Origin of the sequence: Streptomyces sp. NPDC046915 (assembly GCF_040644935.1) — a bacterium.
In the GTDB taxonomy this organism is placed as follows: Bacteria; Actinomycetota; Actinomycetes; order Streptomycetales; family Streptomycetaceae; genus Streptomyces.
The window spans coordinates 80,200-101,085 of sequence record NZ_JBEYXB010000023.1 but is presented as its reverse complement, the minus strand read 5'-3'; the positions used below and the strand labels follow the sequence as shown (position 1 = coordinate 101,085).

The window sequence follows — 20,886 nt, the reverse complement described above, 5'->3', positions numbered from 1 at the left end:
TACCGGGATCAGCACCCATGCGACGACCGGAACAGGGTGTCTGCGGGTGGAGGCCGGCCGAGGTGATAACAGCGGCATCGACAGCGTCTTGGTGACAGGCCACGGTCGCGTCCCGAGCCCGATCGCCCGCGAAGTCACCCCCACGGTCGCTCGCGCCGCGGGCTGTCGGCCCACCTCCACCGTCACGCTCGCACGCCCCCTGACATGTCCCGCAGGGGAGCAAAACATCCTGGGAAGCGTTGTCCTGGACAAATACTCTCCCCTCCAGCCGGACAGCCCGTCTGTGCAGACTGGTTCAATGACCAGCAACGCCCACCTCAAGGAGCTGGGCGAGCTCCTCAAGGTCCGCCGTGGCGAACTCAGCCCCCGCACCGTTGGCCTGCCCGGCACCGGTTCGCGCCGTGTCCCGAGATTGCGCCGGGAGGAAGTCGCCCAGCTCGCCTCCGTCAGCACCGGCTATTACACCCGCCTCGAACAGGGCCGTACACAGCCCTCCGGCCAGGTCCTACAGGTCCTCGTACGCGTCCTGCACCTCAGCGACGAGCAGCGGGACCGCGTCTTTGAGCTGGCCGGCAAGGACACCGCCCGGCCCCGCCGCCGAGAAGTGCAGAAGGTCCTGCCGGTGCTGCAGAGACTGCTCGACGGCCTCACCTCCACGCCGGCCGTCGTGATGGGCCGCCGCCTGGACATCCTTGCCTGGAACGCCCTCGGCGCCGCCCTGGTCACCGACTTCTCCCACATTCCCCAGAAGCACCGCAACTACGTGCGCATCCTGTTCACCGACCCCGCCATGCGCACTCTGTACGCCGACTGGGACGGCGCGGCGCGGCTGTCCGTGGCGATGCTGCGCGCCGAGGCCGCCAAGCGTCCCGCGGACGCGCACCTGGCCGCACTGGTCGGCGAACTGTCTGTGCGGGATGACGACTTCCGTACGTGGTGGGGCAGCCAGAAGGTCACCTCCGCCACCATCGGGGCCAAAGCCCTCCGCCATCCGGTGGCCGGCGATCTTGCCCTCAACTGAGACACCCTCATGGTCGGCACCAACTCCGACCAGTACCTCACCGTATGGACCGCGGAGCCCGGCTCGCCCAGCCATGACGGCCTCCGTCTCCTGGCCGCATGGACCGCCGGCATCGACAGGAACTCCTCAGCTACCTGACCTGCTGCCTGCGCAGCACGGCCGATGCAAGCGGGGGAAGATTTCTTACCCCTCACAGCGCCCGATTCAGGTGCAAGGCTGAGTGGCAGATCATGCACCACCCCTTCCAGGAACACTGCCGCCATGACCACTTGCGACTGCCGTTGCGCAGCCTGCCCGGATTCCGCCCACCCCGTGGTGACCGCCCACGGCGCAGTGCGCGGAGCCACAGCCAATGGCGTCGCCGTTCAAGCTCGGTGGTGCGGTGTGCCTTCTTCCACGCCAGTCCAGGTCGCCGACCGGCCCGAACCTCTTGCCGAGCACCCGTACAGAAAGGGCTCGCCGTCATGAGCACAAGCCCAGACCCCCGCCACACCTCGACCGGCCCGGCCGACACCTTGCCCCTGCGTGACGGAGTGGAGATCCCGGTCATCGGACTGGGCGTCTTCCGCAGCCCCGCCGGCCGAGCGACCCAGCAGGCCGTAATCGCCGCCCTGGACGCCGGCTACCGGCACATCGACACCGCCGCCGTCTACGGCAACGAGGCAGACGTAGGTCATGGGCTGCGTGCGAGCGGCCTCGACCGTGACCAGGTGTTCATCACCACCAAGCTGTGGAACGCGGACCACGGATACCAGCCCACCCTCGACGCCTTCGAGCGCAGCCGGCGCCAACTGGGCGTCGATCACATCGACCTCTACCTCGTGCACTGGCCGGTGCCCGGCACCCGCGAGGAGACCTGGCGAGCGATGGAACACCTGCTGGAGACGGGCAAGGCCCGCGCCATCGGCGTCAGCAACTACATGGCGCACCACCTGGAAGAACTCCTCGGCTACGCTCAGCACCTGCCTTCGGTGAACCAGTTCGAGATCAGCCCCTACAACTTCCGTTCCCGCGCGGACGTCGTCGACCTCAGCCGGAAGAACGGCATCCAGGTGGAGGCCTATAGTCCGCTCACCAAGGGCCGCAAGCTCGACGATCCGCCGCTGGTCCGTATCGCCGAGGCTCACGGGTGCTCCACGGCGCAGGTGCTGATCCGCTGGGCCCTTCAGCAGGGGCTGGTCGTCCTGCCGAAGTCCACTCACGCGGACCGTATCGCCGGCAACGCCGACGTGTTCGGCTTCGCCCTCACAGAGGACGAGATGGAAACCCTGGACGCTCTCGACGAGAACCTCGTCACCGCTTGGGACCCCACCACCACTCCCTAACGGGCCCGCAGCCGACGGGGCCCCTTCCCGAAACCCTTTTCTTCCAGGAGAAACGCCTTGCACGGTCTTGAACTCGTCGTGGTCCTGGGCGTGGCCGTGCTGGTGGGCAACGCCGTGGGGCGACGTCTCGGTATCGCCCCGCCGATTCCCTTGCTGCTGACCGGCGCAGCCCTGGGGTTCATCCCCGAGGTACGCGGGGCACAGTTTCCACCAGAGCTCGTGCTGCTGCTCTTCCTGCCCGTGCTGCTGCACTGGGAAAGCATCACCACCTCCCTGCGGGAGATCCGCACCAACCTGATCGGCATCGTGCTGAACAGCACCGTCCTGGTCATCCTCACAGCCTGGGCCGTCGCCGCGGCCGGGCACGCCCTCGGGCTCTCGTGGGGACCGGCCTGGGTGCTCGGTGCGGCCGTGGCACCCACGGACGCCACGGCGGTCGGTGTTCTGGCCCGCGCCCTGCCCCGCCGCAATGTCACCATGCTGCGCGCCGAAAGCCTGGTCAACGACGGCACAGCCCTCGTCGTCTACGGTCTCGCCGTCGGCATCACGGTCGGCGAGGAACACCTCGGGGTTCCGCACGTCGGCGGGCTGTTCCTGCTCGCCTACGGCGGCGGGGCCGTAGTCGGAGCAGCGGTCGCGTGGGGCAACACGATCCTGCGGCGCCGTCTGGACGACCCTCTGCTGGGCAACCTGGTGATGATCCTGGTGCCCTTCACCGCGTATCTGCTGGCCGAACTGGTCGAGGCCTCCGGCGTCATCGCCGTGGTCACCTGCGGTCTGATCATGTCCCAGATCGCCCCTCGCATCATCCGGGCCGAGCACCGCACGCAGGCCATGGCGTTCTGGTCGCTGTCCACGTTCATCATCAACGGCACACTGTTCGTACTGGTGGGCGTGGAACTCCAGTACGCCGTCCGCGACCTCAGCGGTAGCGACCTCAAGGACGCGCTGATCGCCGTGGCGGTCGTCTGCGCCGTACTCGTCGCCGTACGGTTCGCATTCCTGTTTGCAGCCGCCTACCTGACCCGCTTGCTCGACCGCCGGCCCCAGCAACGCACGCTCCAGCTCGGCCACCGGGCCCGCGTGATCAGCGGGCTGGCCGGATTCCGAGGCGCGGTCTCCCTCGCGGTGGCGCTTTCGGTGCCGCAGACGCTCGACTCGGGCGCGCCGTTCCCCGACCGCAGCTTCATCATCTTCGTCACTTCCGGCGTCATCCTCGTCACGCTGGTGGCACAGGGACTCCTGCTGCCGGTGGCGGTGCGCTGGGCGAAGCTGCCCCCGGACACCTCGGTCGACGAGGAGCGCGGCCTCGCCGAGACCGCTGCCGTCGAAGCGGCACTCGGGGCGATACCGCAGCTCGCCGACAGCCTGGGCACCGGCCCGAAGACCGTCGCATGGCTACGCCAGGAGTACGAGGGACGCCTGGCGTCCGCGCAGGCCCGGAGCACGGGCGCCGAGGACGACCCGGCGCTGCTCATGCACCAGGACTACACCTCGCTGCACCTGGCCCTCATCGCCCACAGACGTGCCACCGTCATCCGTCTCCGCGACGAACACCGCATCGACGACACCGTGCTGCGCGGCCTCCAAGCCGACCTCGACAGCGAGGAACTTCGCCTGTCGGGTGGCGCGACGGTTGAATGACCTGTGGCTGGGACGTTCTTGAGGAAGTCGGCAAGGCGGGGCCCTAACCGGCACGGGAGAGAAGGTGCGCCAGGCCGGTTCCCTTGCCGGAGGCTGCCCACCCGGCCAGGAGCTCGAGGGCGTCCTCGTCCGGAGATCCGGGTTCGGCGCTCATGACCCCGATCGTCAGGCCGGGTTGTGCGGGCAGGTACATCGCGTCGAAGTCGAGGGTGAGGTCGCCGACGACAGGGTGACGGAACTTCTTGGCGCCGGTGTAGAGCTGCCGTACATCGTGCCGGTCCCAAGCCGTGCGGAACTCGTCGCTGTGTGTGACGAGTTCGCCGATGAGATCGGTCAGGGCCTTGTCATGCGGCGTACGGCCGGCCTCGGTGCGCAGCAGCGCGACCGTGATGTTCTTCGACTCCTCCCAGTTGATGCCGAAGAAATCTCTGCCGCGGGGGTCGAGGAACTTGAACCGGGCGATGTTCGCCGGTGGCTTGTGCCCGTCGGTGAACATGGGGGCGTAGAGCGCGAATCCGAGCCGGTTGGCGGCGACGATGTCGAGACGGTTGTTGGGAATGATCGCGGGCACGTACGACATCGCGTCCAGGGAGCGCTGCACTTTCGGTGGGACCTGCGGTCGTGCGGCAGGACGGTGTCGGCGTGGAGTCGAGGCATTTCCGGTACGGGCCAGGTCGTGCAGGTGCTCGCGCTCGGCCTCGTCCAACTGGAGTGCGCGGGCCACTGAGTCCAGGACCGCCTCGGAGGCGCCCCTGAGATTGCCGCGTTCGAGGCGCACGTAGTAGTCGACGCTCATTCCGGAGAGCAGGGCGACCTCTTCGCGACGCAGACCGGGGACGCGCCGGTTGCCGCCGTAGACCGGAAGGCCCGCTTGCTCTGGGGTGATCCTGGCCCTGCGCGAGGCCGGAAACTCCCGGATCTCGTTCCGCTTGTCCACGTCTTCGAGCCTATGAAGATTCGGTTCCGCGTGGGGGGTTCTGCCAGTACCTGGAACAGCTGTACCTTCCGCGCCGCCGTGAACAGGCCGTTTCCTGGACGGGTCGCCACCCACCCGCCTCGTCCTGGGAGATTCCTGTGTCGTCCTCTGTTCCCACCACCCGGCGCCCTGCCGGTTCGGCTGCCGGGGAAGGCAACCGCCGCGCGACTCCTGTGCTCGCTGCCTCGGTGATCGGCTTCTTCGTGATCACCTTGGACGCCACCGTGGTCAATGTCGCTCTGCCCTCGATCCGCGACGCCCTCGGGGGTGGCATGACGGGACTGCAATGGGTGGTCGACGGTTACACCCTGATGTTCGCCGCGCTGCTGCTGTCCGCCGGGGCCCTGTCGGACCGGATCGGCGCGCGGCGGGCTTTCGCGGCCGGCCTGGCGATGTTCGTCGTGGCCTCGGCCGCCTGTGGCCTGGCTCCGGATCTGGGCGTTCTCATCGCCTCTCGGTTCATGCAGGGTGCCGGGGCGGCGGCGATGATGCCCGCCACTCTCGCCCTGATTCGCGAATCGTACGACGACCAGGTCGAGCGAGCCCGTGCCATCGCGCTGTGGGCCATGGGCGGGGCCGCGGCCGCCGCCTCGGGGCCCATCGTGGGCGGTCTGCTGGCTGGAGCGGACTGGAGGCTGATCTTCTTCATCAACCTGCCCGTCGGCGCCGCCGCCCTTGTCCTGCTGACTCGCACCCAGCCGTCGCCCCACCGGCAGGTGCCCTTCGACTTCGCCGGCCAGATCGCCGCCGTCCTGGCGATGGGCGGTCTGACCTACGGAGTGATCGAGGCCGGCGCCGACGGCTTCACCGCGCCCCACGTCCTGCTCGCACTGGGCGTCGCCGTCGCCGCGCTGGCCGCGTTCTTGCTGATCGAGGCCCGTGCGCCGCATCCGATGCTGCCGCTGGAGATGTTCCGCGACCGCACCGTGGTGATCGCCGTCGTGGTGGGTTTCACGTTCATGATCGGCTTCTACGGACTGCCGTTCCTGTTCAGCCTCTACTTCCAGGAGCTCCGCGGCCTGTCCTCCATGGCCACCGGCCTGGCATTCGTGCCGATGATGGCCTTCTCCGCCCTGCTGAATCCGGTCGCCGCGCGACTTGTGGAGAAGATCGGCCGCCGAGCGGCCATCACCGCCGGACTGCTGCTGATGATCGTCGGCATGGTTGCCCTGACCGCACTGCCCGCGACGACTCCCGTATGGCTGGTCGCCCTGCTGATGTTCCCTGTCGGCTTCGGTGCGCCCCTGGTCATGCCTCCCCTGACCGCCGCACTGCTGGACAGCGTGCCGGCCCACCGGGCGGGCACCGCCAGCGGCCTGCTCAACACCGCCCGGCAGGTCGGCGGGGCACTGGCCGTGGCGGTCTTCGGCGCCCTGCTCGCCGACCGGGCCACGTTCCTGCACGGTCTGCGCACCAGCCTGGTCATCACCGTGGTGCTCCTGCTCGCGGCCATGGTCGCGACATCGCTGCTCAGGACCGACGGGCGTGAGACCGCCACCTGAGCCGCAGCCGCTCAGGCGGCGCCGAAACCGTGGACCTGCTACCGCTGGGGAAGCAGCCGGAGGGTGGTCACCCTGGCTTGTTCGGCCACCATGGGCTCGACGTAACCGCTGTAGTGCCCGTACTTGGAGCGGTAGGCGTCGTCGATCCGGGCGTTGGCATCCGGGTCGGTCACCTCGGTGAGGGTGATTTCTTTCTCCACGCCACCAGCGGTGACATGACCAGCGTGGCTGGAGTGGGCGGTCCGCCACCAACCGCCCTGTGTCCCGCGCCAGGAACGCACGTACAGTTCGTCACCTTCGCGGACCACCCAGATGGTGGTGGCCCTGCGCAGGCTGCCGTCGCTGTTCCTCGGGGCCATGCGAAGTTCGTCGGCGGAGGCGATGCGGTTCAGTTCGTCGTCGGTCCAGGTGGTCATGAATACTCCTCAGCCAGTCGCGAGATGCGGACGATGGGGTCGGCAGAGAGGTGGGCAAGCTTGATCGGGCCGTTCCCGGGCGGTACGGCCGCCGTTCGCAGGGACGGCGGCCGTACCGAGCCAGAACGTTGTCAGGGACGCAGCAGGGCCTTGATGGCGCGGCGTTCGTCCATGGCCTTGTAGCCCTCTGCGGCCTGCTCAAGAGGCAGGGTCAGGTCGAAGACCTTCCCGGGGTTGATCCGCCCCGCGAGCACGCGGTCGATCAGGTCGGGCAGGTAGGCACGGACGGGAGCCGGGCCACCGCGCAGGGCGACGTGGGAGTAGAACAGCTCCTCCCCGTTGATCTCCACATCGTGTGGCACGCCGACGAAGCCGACGTTTCCGCCAGGCCGGGTGGAGCGCAAGGCCTGCTGCATCGACTGCGCCGTGCCGACGCACTCCAGGACGGCGTCGGCGCCGATGCCCTCGGTCATCTCCTTGATGCGGGCCACACCCTCCTCGCCGCGTTCGGCGACGATGTCGGTGGCGCCGAACTCGGTCGCGAGCTTCTGCCGGGACGCGTGGCGGGACATGGCGATGATGCGCTCGGCGCCGAGTTCCCTGGCCGCGATGACCGCGGACAGGCCGACCGCGCCGTCACCGACCACCGCTACGGTGGAGCCGGGCTTGACCTCCGCGGCGACGGCGGCGTACCAGCCGGTGCCCATGACGTCGGAGCAGGCCAGCAAGCCGGCGACATGCTCCTCGTCAGGCTGTTCGGGGGTGGCGACCAAGGTGCCGTCGGCCAGCGGGATGCGGACGTATTCGGCCTGGCAGCCGCCCGCGCCGACGTACTCACGGTGGAGGCAACTGGTCTGATAGCCGTTGCGGCAGTTCGGGCAGGTGTTGTCGGAGGCGAAGAAGGAACCCACGACGAACTGGCCGGGCTTGATCTGCGAGACGTCGCTGCCGACCTCTTCGACGATGCCGACGTACTCGTGCCCGACCGGTGTGGGCTCGCTGACCGGGTTGATTCCCCGGTAGTCCCACAGGTCCGAGCCGCACACGCAGGTGGCGACGGTGCGGATGACCGCGTCGGCCGCATTGATGATCTTCGGGGTGTCGCGCTCTTCGACGCGTACGTCCCCAGGCGCGTGGAGAACTGCTCCTCGCATGACGTTTCCTTAAGTGTTGGGGCGGAAGCCCGACCGGCGCCGACCAGGTGCTCGGTCGGGTCGGTCAGGCGCGGGTGCTGTGGCGGGGGCCGCCGTACTCGGTGTCCGTCACGTGCTCCAGCCAGTCGACGTCGTCGGTCTCCCACAGGGCGATGTGTGTCATGAAGTGGTCGGGAGCGGCTCCGTGCCAGTGCTCCTCGCCCGGCGGGGTCCAGATCACGTCGCCGGGGTGGGCTTCGAGGATCTCCTCGTCGCGGGACTGGATCAGGGCGATGCCCTCGACGATGTAGAGGGTCTGGCCGACGCCGTGGGAGTGCCAGGCGGTGCGGGCGCCGGGGGCGAAGCGGACGGCGTTCGCGCGGGCCCGGGAGGGATCTTCACCGCGGTAGATGACATCGGCCCACGCGTCACCGGTGAACCACTCGGCAGGCAGCTTCAGCGTCGGCTGCTTCTTCAACAGTTCCATGGTGGGATTCCTCTTCCTGCGGTGTACGTCGGGCGGGTCCGGCAGCGAGGCCGCCGGGAATGGTCGTCGAGTCAGGCGGCGGAACCGTCGGACTCCTCGACGATGCTCTTGAGCTGGGTGACCGCGGTCATGGCGGTGGGCCAGCCGGCGTAGAAGGCCAGGTGGGTCAACGCCTCGCCGAGCTCTTCCCTGGTCAGCCCGTTGTCCAGGGCGAGCTTGAGGTGGAAGCCGAGCTGCTCGGTCCGATAGAGCGCCGCCAGCGCGGTGATCGTGACCAGACTGCGGTCACGCGGCGACAGCTCGGCGCGCTCCCATACGTCACCGAAGAGAACGTCGTCGGTCAGCTCGACCAGTTTGGGGGCGACGGAGGCCAGTGCTTGTGGTGCGGTCTGCTTGGCCATGGTGCTTACGGCTCCTTGTGTCGATCGTTCACGCGGTCCGTGCGGGACCAGGTGTGATCCCCGGTGGGGATGGCATGCCGACGGCTGCGAGCTGCGGGCTCCCAGCCGCTATCACCAATGGAACCGCTGGTCACCTGGGTGGAGAAGGTAAGGCTGTTCCAGGTAATGGCAGTACCCCCCAGGTAGCGCGGAGCGGTCCTAGCCTGGAAGGCGTGGACAGCAGTAGAGAGATCAAAGAGTTCCTCGCCTCGCGCCGGGCCAGGATCACCCCTCAGCAGGCCGGGCTTCCCGCCTACGGTGGCAACCGCCGCGTTCCCGGTCTGCGCCGGGAAGAGGTCGCCATGCTCGCCGGGATGAGCGTCGACTACTACGTCCGCCTGGAACGCGGCAACCTGACCGGCGTCTCCGAGGCCGTGCTGGACAGCCTCGCCCGGGCCCTCCAACTGGACGAGGCCGAACGAGACCACCTCAACGACCTGGCCCGCGCTGCCAACACCACACCGCTCAGGCGCCGTCGCTCCACCCAGCAGCGTGCACAGGTCCCGCAGAGCGTGCAGCGCGTCCTGGACTCCATGACCGACGTGCCCGCCTTCGTGCGCAACAGCCGTCTGGACTTCCTCACCGCCAACCGACTCGGCTACGCGCTGTACGCGCCCATGTTCGCCGACGGGCACAGGCCACCGGTGAACATGGCCCGGTTCAAGTTCCTCGATCCTCGCGGCCGCGAGTTCTTCGGCCTCCAGTGGGAGGAATCGATGAGCAACACCGTCGCCCTGCTGCGCACCGAAGCCGGACGCAACCCGCACGACAAGGCACTGACGGACCTCATCGGCGAACTCGTCACCCGCAGCGACGAGTTCCGCACCGCGTGGGCCCAGCACAATGTGCGGCTGCACTACACCGGTCTCAAGCACGTCCGCCACCCCGCCGTCGGCGACCTCACCCTCGCCTTCGACGCCATGCAACTGCCCGCGCAGCCCGCCCTGAGTCTGACCGTCCTGACCGCCGAGCCGGGCTCCCCGAACGAGGACGCCCTGAAGCTGCTGGCCAGTTGGGCCGCCACTACAGAAACAGCGAAGTCTGACGGGGTCCTGGACCAGGGCGGACCGTGATCTGAGTCCCTGCTGCGGGCGCAGGGCGAGGGCGCTGTGGCCTGGATACACGGTTGAACCAGGTGCAATGACCTGGCCGGCCGCGAAGGGGGCGTGATGGGCACGAGTGGCCCCCTTCGGCCGATGCCCCAGACGACGAGAGCGAAGCAGCTGAGGTCGACACCGGTGAGGGTGACGTCCCTCCAGCCGGACGGGCCACAGCAGGGACGTGGCGGTGGAGCGAGATCGCGGCGATACCGATGTTGACGGACGAGGCGCTCAGAGCGGCGGCGAGTTCCGTGAGCAGCGGGGTGATGTAGCTGTATACGGCCATCACCGCGCCGGAGCCCGTCGCGGCGGCGGCCGGCGCCGGCCACGCCACACTCACCGAGAAGGACCGCGCCATCTCCGACAGCAGCCCCGCGATCATGAATTCGGTGGTGCCCAGCAGGAATGTCCCAGCGGCCAGGGCCAGGACTACCGGCGGCGGCCGGTCAGACGCCCGGGATGTGCGCAACAACGCTTCCGAGGAACCAGGCCCTCACCGGGCCGCGCGACTCACGTGATGGGATCATGGTGGGCATGGTTGGAGAGCCGCAGCTGAGCCGCCTGGGTGAGTTCCTCAAGAAGCGCCGTGCCGAGGTCAGCCCCGAGGAAGGCGGTCTGACTACAGGCGGGCGGGCACGACGTGTCCCCGGTCTGCGCCGAGAAGAGGTCGCGCAGCGCGCCGCAATCAGTACCGACTACTACACCCGTCTCGAACAAGGCCGCGTACAAGCTTCCGAGCCGGTCCTCGCCGAGCTGGCCAAAGTGCTGCATCTCAACGACGATCAGCGCATCTACCTGTTCGAACTCGCCGGGAAGGGAGCCGCAACACGTCCGACCCCGGAAGAACGGCAGAAGGTTCAGCTCCAGTTGCGCCGCATGCTCGATGACCTCAACACCACCCCGGCCTTCGTCGTGGGGCGGCGCACCGACATCCTCGCCTGGAACCACACCGCCGCCGCTCTCTTCTGCGACTTCGGCCGGATCCCCGAACCGGAACGCAACTTCGTCTGGCAGATGTTCACCGATACACCGATCCGGCGCGGTCACGCCCGCTGGGAAGAATCAGGTCGCATCACCGTGGCTCAGCTGAGGATGGAAGCCGCCCGGTACCCCGACGATGCTCAACTGGCCGAACTCGTACGTGAACTCTCCGAGCGGGACACCCACTTCCGGCAGTGGTGGACCTCCCACGACGTGCAGACCCGCACCGGCGGCCACACAACACTTCACCATCCCGATCTCGGTGAGATCGAGGTGGACTGGACGACCCTCCTCTGCGCCGAGGACCCCGAACAGCAACTCGTCATGTGGACCGCCGAACCTGGTACACCAGCTCAGGAGGCCCTCCGCCGACTCAGTGTTTCCGGCGGCGAATAACACGCGCCGGTCGACGCGAAGGCGGCGCGCCGATGCCGCATGAGGAAGGCCTCTCAGCCTTGGTGTCGCGTCGGGACAGGAACATCTGTACTGCCTTCCGGACGGCCACCGCCCGACGGATCGTGGTCTCGGTGAACGACTAGCGTCGACCGGTCCCGCCTGGGAAGTGGCGTCTTCTAGGCGTCAGGGATGACCATGTCGAACACCTCCGGTCGGGCCACGTCCGGGTCGGGTCCGTGCCGGACACCGGTGTCGAGGGCGTCGATCGTGGCGAGTTCGTCGTCGGCGAGTGCGAAGTCGAAGACGTCGAAGTTCTCGGCGATCCGGCGGGGGTTGGTCGACTTCGGGATGACAGAGCGCCCCTGCTGCAGATGCCAGCGAAGCAGGACCTGTGCCGGGCTCTTGCCACGCGCGTGAGCGATGGTCGTGATCGCGGGGTCGTCCAGCACGCTGCGACGGTGATCTCCCCAGCCCGGATAGAAGGTGATCCCACCGATCGGCGACCACGCCTGCGTGAGGATGCCGTGCTCGGCGTCGGCCTTCTGTACGGCCGGCTGGGTGAAGTACGGGTGCAGCTCGATCTGGTTGACAGCGGGCACCACGTTCGTGCGCCGGATCAGCTCGGCCAGGTGGTCCGGCATGAAGTTGCTGACGCCGATGGCCCGCACCTGCCCCTGGCCGAGGAGCCTCTCCAGGGCGGTGTACGCGGCCACGGTCGCGTCGAAGCGGCTCGGGGCGGGCTGGTGCAGGATCAGCAGGTCCAGGTGCTCCACGCCGAGCTTGCGTGTCGCTTTGTCGAAAGCGCGCAGAGTCGCGTCGGAGCCGTAGTCGCTGACCCAGACCTTGGTCTCGAGGAAGACCTCGGAACGGTCGAGTCCCGAGCGGCGCAGGCCCTCGCCGACCTGCCGCTCGTTCTGGTAGACCGCGGCAGTGTCGATGTGGCGGTAGCCGGTGGCCAGGGCACTCGCGACAGCGTCGGCCGTGTCCTCAGGGCTGCTCTGGAAGACTCCCAGGCCCAGGGCCGGCATGGTGACACCGTTGTTGAGGGTGAGGTTGATCATGGGTTCACGACCTTTGAGGTGCGGGCAGGACAATGCTGCGGCTGGTCGGGGTTTGGCGCATGCCGACGGGGCGGGATGCGCCCCGGTCCGACGAACAGTCGTAATCGAGAAACATAGGTGACGTCCCTGCTCAGATATGGATCTTCCGGTGGGTCCCCACCGGCAGGTCGTCCGGGAGCGGCAGGCACACCCGGAACCAGGTCTCTCCCGGGCGGGACTCCACTCGGACGTCGCCATGGTGTTTGTTCACGACGATGCGGTAGGAGATGTCCAGCCCGAGCCCCGTTCCCTCACCGACCGGTTTGGTGGTGAAGAACGGCTCGAAGATCCGGGGTCGCACTTCCGGGGGTATGCCCGGCCCGGTGTCGCCCACCTCGGCCAAGAGCCTGTCACCGTCCCGCCGGGTGCGCAGGGTCAGGGTGCCTTCGTCGCCCATGGCGTACAGGGCGTTGACGATGAGGTTGGTCCACACCTGATTGAGCTCCGCGCCGTACGCCAGGATGTGCGGCAGGTCCGGCTCGTACTGCCGCACCACAGTGACGCCGGGCGGGATCTTGGCCCGCAGCATCGTCAGAGTCGCCTCCAGGAGCGTGTGGACGTCGACGGTCTGCTGCGGCGCCCGGTCCAGCTGGGAGTACTGCTTGGCCGCGTCGACGAGGCCGGAGATGCGGGACACCGAGTCCCCGATCTCCGCCGCCAGCAGCTCGGTGTCGATGCTGTGGGTGATCCAGCGCAGTGCCGGGGCCAGCTGTTCCTCACCAACCGTCTCGGCCACCGAGTCCAGCCACGTCGCGTCGGCTCCGCCGGCCACCAGGGTGGGAGCGAGGTCCCAACCGTCCTCGACCCCGCGCTCTTCCAGTCGGTCGCCGAGTTCGTCCTCGGCGTCCGAGGCGTCAAGGGCGGACCGCTGCTGAGCGGTTGCCATCTGCTTCACCGCTGCTTTCTGGAATTCCACCAGCCTGTGCAGCCGGTCGCCGTCCAGTCCGCCGTCGGCCAGGACCTCGAATTCCTTCCGCGTACCCGTGATGTGCTCCTGTAGCGCCGACGTGGCTCGCAGGGCGGCCGCCGCCGGGTTGTTGAGTTCATGGGTGAGTCCCGCCGACAGCGCGCCGAGCGCGATCAGTCGCTCCCGTTCGCCCGTGACGGTGTTGGTCCGCCGGAGACCGAAGAACAGGCCTTCCAGCAGGTGCACCGCCATCGGGAACCAGGTACGCACGGCGGCGCCAAACTCCGCGGCCGGCAGCACGAAGAAGGAGCTGTCGGTGAGTGCCCGCATGGTGTTGATGTACGTCTGCTCGACATGGTCCCCGAGGTAGGACTGGTTCGCCCCGCCGTACACACCGCGCTGGTCGGAGCGCAGGACCTCGACGTCGTCCCCGCGCACCCGGCGGCTGAGGACCACCGATCCCTCGAGCAGCACGAAGAAGCAGGTCGCGGGGTCACCCTCGGCGAACACCACGCTGTTGCCCGCCCGTTGCTCCACCCGGCCGTGCTCGGCCAGCAGCTCCAGCTGGGCGTCGTTCAGTGACTCGAACAGGAACAGGGTCCGCAGCTCCGCCGGGGACAGCCGCTTGCGGGCCTCCCGGTCTTCCGTGCTCCGCCGGCCACTCATTGCGTCTCCAGATACTGGTGCGCCAGCGAGACGGCCATCGCGCCGTCACCGACGGCGGACGCCACCCGCTTGACCGAGGAGGCCCGCACGTCCCCGGCGGCGAACACCCCGGGCACGCTGGTCTCCAGATGGTACGGAGCCCGCGTCAGCGTCCAGCCCGTCGGGAGACGGCCGTCGGTCACCAGGCCCGTGCCGGTGAGCAGGAAACCCTGGGCGTTCCGGGCGACCACCCCGTCCAGCCAGTCCGTGCGCGGCTGGGCGCCGATGAAGACGAACACGTAGGAGGCGTCCACGGATCGGGTGGTTCCCGACCGGTTGTCCCGCAGGGTCAGCCGCTCCAGATGGCCCTCGCCCTCTCCGGCCGCCACCTCGGTGCATGGGTGAACCGTGATGTTGTCGATGGCGTTGATCTGGCTGATCAAGTAGCTCGACATCGACCGGGTGAGGTCCTCGCCGCGGATCAGGATGTGCACGTGCCCCGCGTAGCGGGAGAAGTACACCGCGGCCTGCCCGGCAGAGTTGGCGCCGCCCACCACGTAGACGTCGTTGTCCTTGCAGCTGGGGGCCTCACTGCGGGCGGAGCCGTAGAAGACGCCGCAGCCGGTCAGCGCTTCCAGGCCAGGTGCCTCCAGACGCCGGTAGGAGACACCCGTGGCCAGGATCACGCTCTGGGCGGTGATGGCGGATCCGTCGTCGAACCGCAGTACCCGCGCGGATCCGGCCGGTTCCAGCGCCACCACCTCTCGGGTGCTGAGTATTTCGGCGCCGAACTTCACTGCCTGTCGCCGGGCGCGGTCGGTCAGCTGGGCGCCGGACACCCCGTCGGGGAAGCCGAGGTAGTTCTCGATGCGGCTGCTCTGCCCCGCCTGCCCTCCGGTCGCCTGACGTTCCACCAGGACGGTCCGCAGCCCCTCGGACGCCCCGTAGACGGCCGCGCCCAGGCCCGCCGGGCCGCCGCCGATCACCACGAGGTCGTAGAGCTCGGCAGCAGGCGAGGTGCTCAGCCCTACCTGGGCGGCCAGCTCCGCTTCCGTCGGCCTGGTCAGGGTCGTTCCGTCGGCGGTGACCACCAGCGGTACCTGGGTGGGGGTGAGCCCTGCGGCGGCCAGCAGTCGGCCGCCCTCCGGCTCGTCGGCCAGCAGCCAGCGGTAGGGCACCAGGTTCCGGGTGAGGAAGTCCCGCACCGCGAAGGACGGCGCCGACCAGCGGTGCCCGACCACCCGGACGTCGGATGCGGCAGGGTCCGGCGTCGCCCGCCATGCCTCCAGGAGGCTGTCGACGACCGGGTACAGGTGCTCCTCCGGCGGGTTCCACGGCTTGAGCAGATAATGGTCGAGGTCGACCACGTTGATGGCGTCGATCGCCGCGCCGTTGTCGGCGTACGCGGTGAGCAGCACCCGCCGGGCGAGCGGAAAGAGGTCCATCGCGGCCTCGAGGAACTCGACCCCGTTCATCTTCGGCATCCGGTAGTCGGCGAGCAGCATCGCAACCTTCCCGCCGCGCAGCTTGAGCTCGCGCAGCGCTTCCAGGGCCTCCTCCCCGCTGCTCGCGCGCACCACCCGGTAGCGGTCTCCGTAGCGGCGCCTGAGGTCACGGGCAACCGCCCGCGAGACCGCGGGGTCGTCGTCGACAGTCAGGATCACCGGATCGGGAATGTTCATGAGCCTCTCCTGAGCAGCCGTCACACCATCTGCTCGTCGATGTAGCACCAGCGCCAGTCCTCGCCGGGTTCGAAGGACTGGACGACCGGATGATCGGTTGCGTTGAAGTGAGCGGTGGCGTGTCTGCCGGGTGAGCTGTCGCAGCACCCGACGTGTCCACAGATCAGGCAGAGCCGCAGATGCACCCAATACCCGCCGTTCGCCAGGCACTCCTCACAGCCGTCCGGCGTACGGGCCGTGGCCGTGCCGCCGGCCGGAAGGTGGTCGCAGGTGGCTGTCATGGGATTCTCCTGTCCTTCCAGACCGAGTTCGCGCCGCGTTCCTCAGCCTGGCATCTCTGGCAATCCGGCTGAGGGGGAAGGATTCCTACCCTGGTCGCTCCCGCCCAGGGATGGGAGTCTCCCCTTTTACAGACGTGCACGCGGAGGAAACCTGGTGAATTGCAGCATCTCCATGCCAGATTTCTCCAGGAGTGATTTCCCCCATGAAGGCTGTAGGACTGACTGAATTCGGCGGGCCCGAAGTGTTGCGGGTCCTGGAACTTCCCGCCCCCGAGGCCGGTCCCGGCGAGATCCGAATCCGCGTGCACGCGGCAGCCGTCAACCCGGTCGACACCATGGTGCGCCGGGGCATGGCCTTCGTTTCCGACGCCGAGCCGCCCTACGTCCCGGGCATGGACGCGGCAGGCGTGGTGGAGCAGATCGGCGCGGGAGCCGACACCGATCTCAGGGTCGGCGACCACGTCATGGCCGTCGCCGTCATATCCGGGACGCACGGCGCCTACGCGGAGCACCTCGTCGTTCCCGCCGAGTCCGTGGTCCGCACGCCGGCAGGCCTCAGCGACGTCCAGGCCGCCACACTGCCGATGAACGGCCTGACCGCCCGTATGGCCCTGGACCTGCTCGAACTTCCCGCCCAGGCCACGATCGCCGTCACCGGAGCGGCCGGCGCGGTCGGCGCCTATGCCGTCCAACTGGCCAAGTCCGACGGCCACAGGGTGATCGCCGACGCGGCGCCGAAGGACAGGCAGTGGGTCAAGGACCTGGGCGCTGACGTCGTCGTGGCCCGCGGGGACGACTTCGCGCAGTCGGTGCGTTGGGAGGTACCCGACGGTGTGGACGGACTGGTCGACACCGCGGGCATCGCCGAACTCGCCTCCCGTGCGGTACGTGACAACGGCCGGATCGCGTCGTCGGTCCACCGCATCAAGGTGTCCGCTGAACGCGGCATCGTGACGCGGACGACGTTCGTTCCGCAGTACGCACGGGAACACGCCAAGCTCGACCGCTTGCGTCAGCTGGCCCAGGAGGACCGGCTCACCCCTCGGGTCGCACGGACCCTGCCGGCCGAACAGGCTTCAGAAGCACACCGGCTGCTGGAGGCAGGTGGCCTCCGTGGACGGGTGGTCCTCACTTTCTGACCAAGGGCGACCGGGCGCGCCTCAAAGACGCCGGAAAGGCACATGCGGCCACGGCCTCAGGTCGTCGGGCCGACTTCCCCACGGCTCAGGCGGTGAGGACCGCACGCCCGCGCAGGCCGCCTGCCTCCAGCGGCCGCTGTGCCTCGGCGGCTTGCTCGGCCGACGAGGCCCACCCGACTGGCGGGACGAGCCGACCTTCCTCCGCCGGCCGCAGAAGGCGGACGGGTTTGGCGTGTTCGCGTGCGTAGCGCGGTATCGACTCCTTCGCCGAACTGCTCGACAAGGCCGGCCGTGTGCACTCGGATGCGGATCTCTCCGGGCCCGGCCTCAGGAGCCTACAGATCCAGGACACGCCGGTACGGCGGGACAAGATCACCCCAGAAGCGGCGGGCCTGCCGGTGAAGTGCGTACCCGCCGCAGAGAGCACCTGCGGCTCAGCCTGCGACGTGCCATGAGCAAGCCTGCGTTGCTTGGGTGGTGTGCTTCTGTCGGACCACCCAAGCGTTTGGGATCCGCGGCGAGCCCGTCGTGTCGGTGGTCTACAGCACGTGCTCGAGCGTGATGGGCAGCTGGTGCTGTCGTTTTCCGGTGGCGTGGAAGACCGCGTTGGCGACGGCAGCTGACACACCGACCATCGCGACCTCGCCGATGCCCTTCACGCCGACGTCGTTGAAGAGCAGGTCGGGCTCGTCGATGAAGTCGACGTCGATCCGGTGGATGTCGGCGTTGACCGGAACGGCGTACTCCTCCAGCGTTGTGTTGAGGAATCCGCCGAAACGCGGGTCGACCTCGTTGGCCTCCCGGAGCGCCCCACTGATGCCCCAGACAACGGCCCCGCGAACCTGGCTGGCCGCGGTGACCGGGCTGACGACCTTGCCGCCGTCGGCCACACTCACCACCCTGGGCACACGGATGCGGCGTGTTGTGACCTCGACTCGGACCTCGACGAAGTGGGCCACCCAGCTGAACGCCGTGAAGTCCGGGAACACCGGGCCGGCAGGTGCGATCAGGCCGGACCGTGACACGTCAAGCGCTTCGGGGGGCTGGCCCGGTCCCACGTTGGTCGCCTCCACCTCCAACGACTGGTGTCCGGTGGCCCGCACGGCTGCTGCCACATCCAGCGCGCCCGTGTCGGCCACGCCGAGCTGCTGGCGCAGCTGGCGCAGTGCCTTGTGCACGGCAGGCAAGGCGGTCGCGCTGCCCCAGGAGCCGGCGGTGAGGTGCTGCGGGGCGACGCGCGAGTCGCCGACCTGTACGGCGACGTCCCGCACCGGAATGCCGAGGTCCTCCGCGACGAGCAGAGCGATGGCCGAGCGGATGCCCTGCCCCATCTCGTGGCCGTCGACACCGACGGTCACCCGGCCGTCGGCCGCCGCGGACACCTGGGCTATGCCGGGTGCGACCATGGCCGCGTAACAGCCGGCGGCGACGCCGAGGCCCACGAACGATCCGTCGTCGGCACGCATCGAGCCCGGACTCGGATCGCGTTTCTCCCATCCGAACCGCTCCGCGCCCCTCTTCAGGCACTGCGCCAGATGGCGCGAGGAGAACGGGAGACCGGTGATCGGGTCCGTGGCGGTGTCATTGGCCAGCCGCAGCTCGACCGGGTCCTGACCGGTGGCGTAGGCAAGTTGGTCGATGGCCGACTCGAACGCGAAGGCGGCCGCTCCCTCGTACGGAGCCCTCATGAATCCCGGCGTCTGTACGTCGGTCTGCACCAGGCGTTGCTGTCCCCCGAAGTTGGGAACGCCGTACAGTCGCGACGTCACCTCCGTGTACATGGCGGGGTACAGATCGTGCCGGGAGGTCTGCTGCTCCACGTCGTGGAGGGCCGCCAGGAGCCGTCCCGACGGATCGGCGCCCAGCCGGACACGATGGCGGCTGACCGGCCGGAAGCTCCCGGTGTGGAACGTCTGCGTGCGCGGGATGACCAGCTTGACCGGACGGTTCAGCCGGCGTGCGGCGAGCGCCAGCGGTCCGATGTGCGGTTGCAGTGAGTTCCGGGCGCCGAAGCCACCGCCGGTGTAGGGAGAGATGACTTCGACGTCGGCCGGGTCGATGTTCAGCTGCTTGGCCAGTCCGTTGCGGAGCGCGCCGGCGGTCTGGGTGCTCTCGTGCACGACGAGCCTGTCGCCGTGCCATTCCACGACTCCGCCGATCAGTTCCAGCGGGACCTGGTGCTGGGCCGGGTGCAGGTAGGTCTCGTCGATCCGCACCGGGCTCGCCGCGTACGCGGCCTCGGCGTCGCCCACCTTGATGTCGGGGAGCCCGATGGCCTCTTCCTGTAGAACCGAGGTCGCGCCTTCGTCGTCGATCCGGACGGTGAACGGCTCGGTCTCGTAGCGTGCCCGGATGAGTTCCGCGGCCTCGGTGGCGGCGACCGGGGTGTCGGCGACGATCAACGCGATCGGCTGTCCGCGGTAGGCGACGGCATCGCTGAGCAGCGGTTGAAGGCTCTGGAAGGCGTATCCCCCGGCCATCAGGAATCCAGGGCCGCGCAGCTCCTCGTCGGTGAAGCGGGTCAGCACCAGGCGGACACCGGGGACCGCTTCAGCTGCGGCGGTGTCGATGGCCACGGTGCGGCCCTTGCCGATCGTGGCCACCGCGAACGTGGCGTAGGCCAGGTTCTCGGGGACACGGTCGGCGCCGTAGGTTGCGGTGCCGGTGACCTTTTCGTAGGCGTCGACGCGACGCAGGTCTGCGTTTTTCATCAGATGGCTCGCTTCCCGGCGGTGAGCAGTGCGTCGGTGACGGTGCGGATGCCCAGTTCGACTCGGAACCCGCCATGGACACGGGGGCGGGCGTCGGCGTAGGCGACTTCGCCTGCGTGGCGGGCGGTTTGCTCGGTGAGCGTTTCGCCGATCAGCGAGCGTTCCGCCGCCGATGCCCGCCAGGGACGTGTGGCCACTCCGCCCAGGCCGATCCGGCAGTCCGTGACGATCCCCTGGGCATCCAGCGTCAGGGCGGCGGCAGCCGAGGTGAGGGCGAAGGCGTAGGACTCCCGGTCCCGGATCTTGAGGTACGTCGAGCCACGCCCGGCAGGGGTCACTGGAACGCGGATCCGCAGGATCAACTCATCCTCAGCCAGGGTGTGTTCACGCCGGGGATCGTCTCCCGGCTCGACGTGCAGTTCCCCCAGCGGCAGCGTCCGCTCGCCCCCGGGGCCGGCCACGTCGATGACGGCGTCGAACGCGATCAGGGCTGTGGCCATGTCGCTCGGGTAGGTGGCGATGCAGGTGTCGCTGGTGCCCAGCATGGCGTGGCCGCGGTCGAATCCCTCCAGAGCCGCACAGCCGCTGCCGGGATTCCGCTTGTTGCAGGGGAACTCCTCTCCACCCCGGAAATAGCCGCAGCGAGTGCGTTGCAGCAGGTTCCCGCCGACGGTCGCCATGTTGCGCAGCTGCTGCGAAGCCCCGCGCCAGAGAGACTCCGACAGAGCCGGATAGTCCCGGCGCACGACCGGATGGTCGGCGACGTCGGCCATTTTCACTCCGGCGCCGAACGACAGCTCATCGTCTCCCGTGCTGATCTCGGTGAGCTCGGGGAGACGATGAATGTCGATGACGGCCGGCGGCGCCTCGATGCCGATCTTCATCAGGTCGTACAGAGTCGTACCACCGGCCAGGATCTTCGTGCCGGGCTCGGCGACGGCGAGGGCGTCAACGGCCGCGGCCACGCTGTCGGGCACCGTGTAAGCGAATGAGCGCACCG

The 20,886-nt window shown here is 68.7% G+C and carries 17 protein-coding genes and 1 pseudogene; 7 read left to right on the top strand and 11 right to left on the bottom strand.

All coding sequences use genetic code 11. The features are described from left to right. Window positions 1-298 precede the first annotated feature (298 nt). From ABZ915_RS40235 to ABZ915_RS40225, 3 genes and pseudogenes are all read left to right on the top strand, one after another. Window positions 299-1,159 (top strand): annotated as a pseudogene (locus tag ABZ915_RS40235) (helix-turn-helix domain-containing protein). 326 nt (window positions 1,160-1,485) lie between these two features. Continuing rightward, on the top strand, window positions 1,486-2,346 hold the full coding sequence (locus tag ABZ915_RS40230; RefSeq protein WP_361813793.1) for an aldo/keto reductase: 861 nt from the start codon (window positions 1,486-1,488) through the stop codon (window positions 2,344-2,346). 57 nt (window positions 2,347-2,403) lie between these two features. Next, complete coding sequence (locus ABZ915_RS40225; RefSeq protein ID WP_361813791.1) at window positions 2,404-3,990, top strand: Na+/H+ antiporter; 1,587 nt, start codon at window positions 2,404-2,406, stop codon at window positions 3,988-3,990. 43 nt (window positions 3,991-4,033) lie between these two features. Here the strand turns inward: ABZ915_RS40225 and ABZ915_RS40220 are convergent, their stop codons facing one another. After that, a complete protein-coding gene (locus ABZ915_RS40220; RefSeq protein WP_361813789.1) occupies window positions 4,034-4,927 on the bottom strand; it encodes a helix-turn-helix transcriptional regulator in 894 nt (297 codons plus the stop codon). Window positions 4,928-5,154: 227 nt separating this feature from the next. Between ABZ915_RS40220 and ABZ915_RS40215 the strand changes: the two genes are divergently transcribed. After that, a complete protein-coding gene (locus tag ABZ915_RS40215; RefSeq protein ID WP_361813787.1) occupies window positions 5,155-6,468 on the top strand; it encodes an MFS transporter in 1,314 nt (437 codons plus the stop codon). A gap of 38 nt (window positions 6,469-6,506) precedes the next feature. Here ABZ915_RS40215 and ABZ915_RS40210 read toward each other — a convergent pair whose 3' ends face one another. The 4 genes from ABZ915_RS40210 to ABZ915_RS40195 form a co-directional block, all read right to left on the bottom strand. Next, window positions 6,507-6,884, bottom strand: coding sequence for a DUF2255 family protein (locus ABZ915_RS40210; protein ID WP_361813785.1), 378 nt, complete (start codon window positions 6,882-6,884; stop codon window positions 6,507-6,509). A 131-nt stretch (window positions 6,885-7,015) separates the two neighbouring features. After that, window positions 7,016-8,038 carry a zinc-dependent alcohol dehydrogenase family protein gene (locus ABZ915_RS40205; RefSeq protein WP_361813783.1) on the bottom strand — a complete coding sequence of 341 codons (1,023 nt, stop codon included), beginning with the start codon at window positions 8,036-8,038 and terminating at the stop codon, window positions 7,016-7,018. Window positions 8,039-8,102: 64 nt separating this feature from the next. After that, entirely contained in the window at window positions 8,103-8,504 is a 402-nt protein-coding gene (locus ABZ915_RS40200; RefSeq protein WP_361813781.1) for a cupin domain-containing protein, read from the bottom strand. A 71-nt stretch (window positions 8,505-8,575) separates the two neighbouring features. After that, window positions 8,576-8,905, bottom strand: a complete 330-nt coding sequence (locus tag ABZ915_RS40195) for a carboxymuconolactone decarboxylase family protein (protein WP_361813779.1) — start codon at window positions 8,903-8,905, stop codon at window positions 8,576-8,578. 203 nt (window positions 8,906-9,108) lie between these two features. Between ABZ915_RS40195 and ABZ915_RS40190 the strand changes: the two genes are divergently transcribed. Both ABZ915_RS40190 and ABZ915_RS40185 read left to right on the top strand, forming a co-directional pair. Beyond that, complete coding sequence (locus tag ABZ915_RS40190; RefSeq protein WP_361813875.1) at window positions 9,109-10,017, top strand: helix-turn-helix transcriptional regulator; 909 nt, start codon at window positions 9,109-9,111, stop codon at window positions 10,015-10,017. 561 nt (window positions 10,018-10,578) lie between these two features. After that, window positions 10,579-11,421, top strand: coding sequence for a helix-turn-helix domain-containing protein (locus tag ABZ915_RS40185; RefSeq protein WP_361813777.1), 843 nt, complete (start codon window positions 10,579-10,581; stop codon window positions 11,419-11,421). A gap of 176 nt (window positions 11,422-11,597) precedes the next feature. Here ABZ915_RS40185 and ABZ915_RS40180 read toward each other — a convergent pair whose 3' ends face one another. The 4 genes from ABZ915_RS40180 to ABZ915_RS40165 form a co-directional block, all read right to left on the bottom strand. Further along, entirely contained in the window at window positions 11,598-12,482 is an 885-nt protein-coding gene (locus ABZ915_RS40180) for an aldo/keto reductase (RefSeq protein ID WP_361813775.1), read from the bottom strand. A 130-nt stretch (window positions 12,483-12,612) separates the two neighbouring features. After that, window positions 12,613-14,094 carry an ATP-binding protein gene (locus tag ABZ915_RS40175; RefSeq protein WP_361813773.1) on the bottom strand — a complete coding sequence of 494 codons (1,482 nt, stop codon included), beginning with the start codon at window positions 14,092-14,094 and terminating at the stop codon, window positions 12,613-12,615. Beyond that, window positions 14,091-15,755: an FAD-dependent oxidoreductase gene (locus ABZ915_RS40170; protein ID WP_361813771.1), complete on the bottom strand. Its 1,665-nt coding sequence runs from the start codon at window positions 15,753-15,755 to the stop codon at window positions 14,091-14,093. Before ABZ915_RS40170 ends, ABZ915_RS40175 begins: the two co-directional genes overlap by 4 nt. A gap of 20 nt (window positions 15,756-15,775) precedes the next feature. Next, window positions 15,776-16,036, bottom strand: coding sequence for a UBP-type zinc finger domain-containing protein (locus ABZ915_RS40165; protein WP_361813769.1), 261 nt, complete (start codon window positions 16,034-16,036; stop codon window positions 15,776-15,778). A 203-nt stretch (window positions 16,037-16,239) separates the two neighbouring features. On the opposite strand from ABZ915_RS40165, the gene ABZ915_RS40160 reads away from it, so the two are divergent. Beyond that, window positions 16,240-17,175, top strand: a complete 936-nt coding sequence (locus ABZ915_RS40160; RefSeq protein ID WP_361813767.1) for an NADP-dependent oxidoreductase — start codon at window positions 16,240-16,242, stop codon at window positions 17,173-17,175. Between the two features lie 539 nt (window positions 17,176-17,714). Here ABZ915_RS40160 and ABZ915_RS40155 read toward each other — a convergent pair. Next, complete coding sequence (locus ABZ915_RS40155; RefSeq protein WP_361813765.1) at window positions 17,715-19,886, bottom strand: xanthine dehydrogenase family protein molybdopterin-binding subunit; 2,172 nt, start codon at window positions 19,884-19,886, stop codon at window positions 17,715-17,717. Beyond that, a complete protein-coding gene (locus tag ABZ915_RS40150) occupies window positions 19,886-20,884 on the bottom strand; it encodes a xanthine dehydrogenase family protein subunit M (RefSeq protein WP_361813764.1) in 999 nt (332 codons plus the stop codon). Before ABZ915_RS40150 ends, ABZ915_RS40155 begins: the two co-directional genes overlap by 1 nt. Window positions 20,885-20,886: the final 2 nt, after the last annotated feature.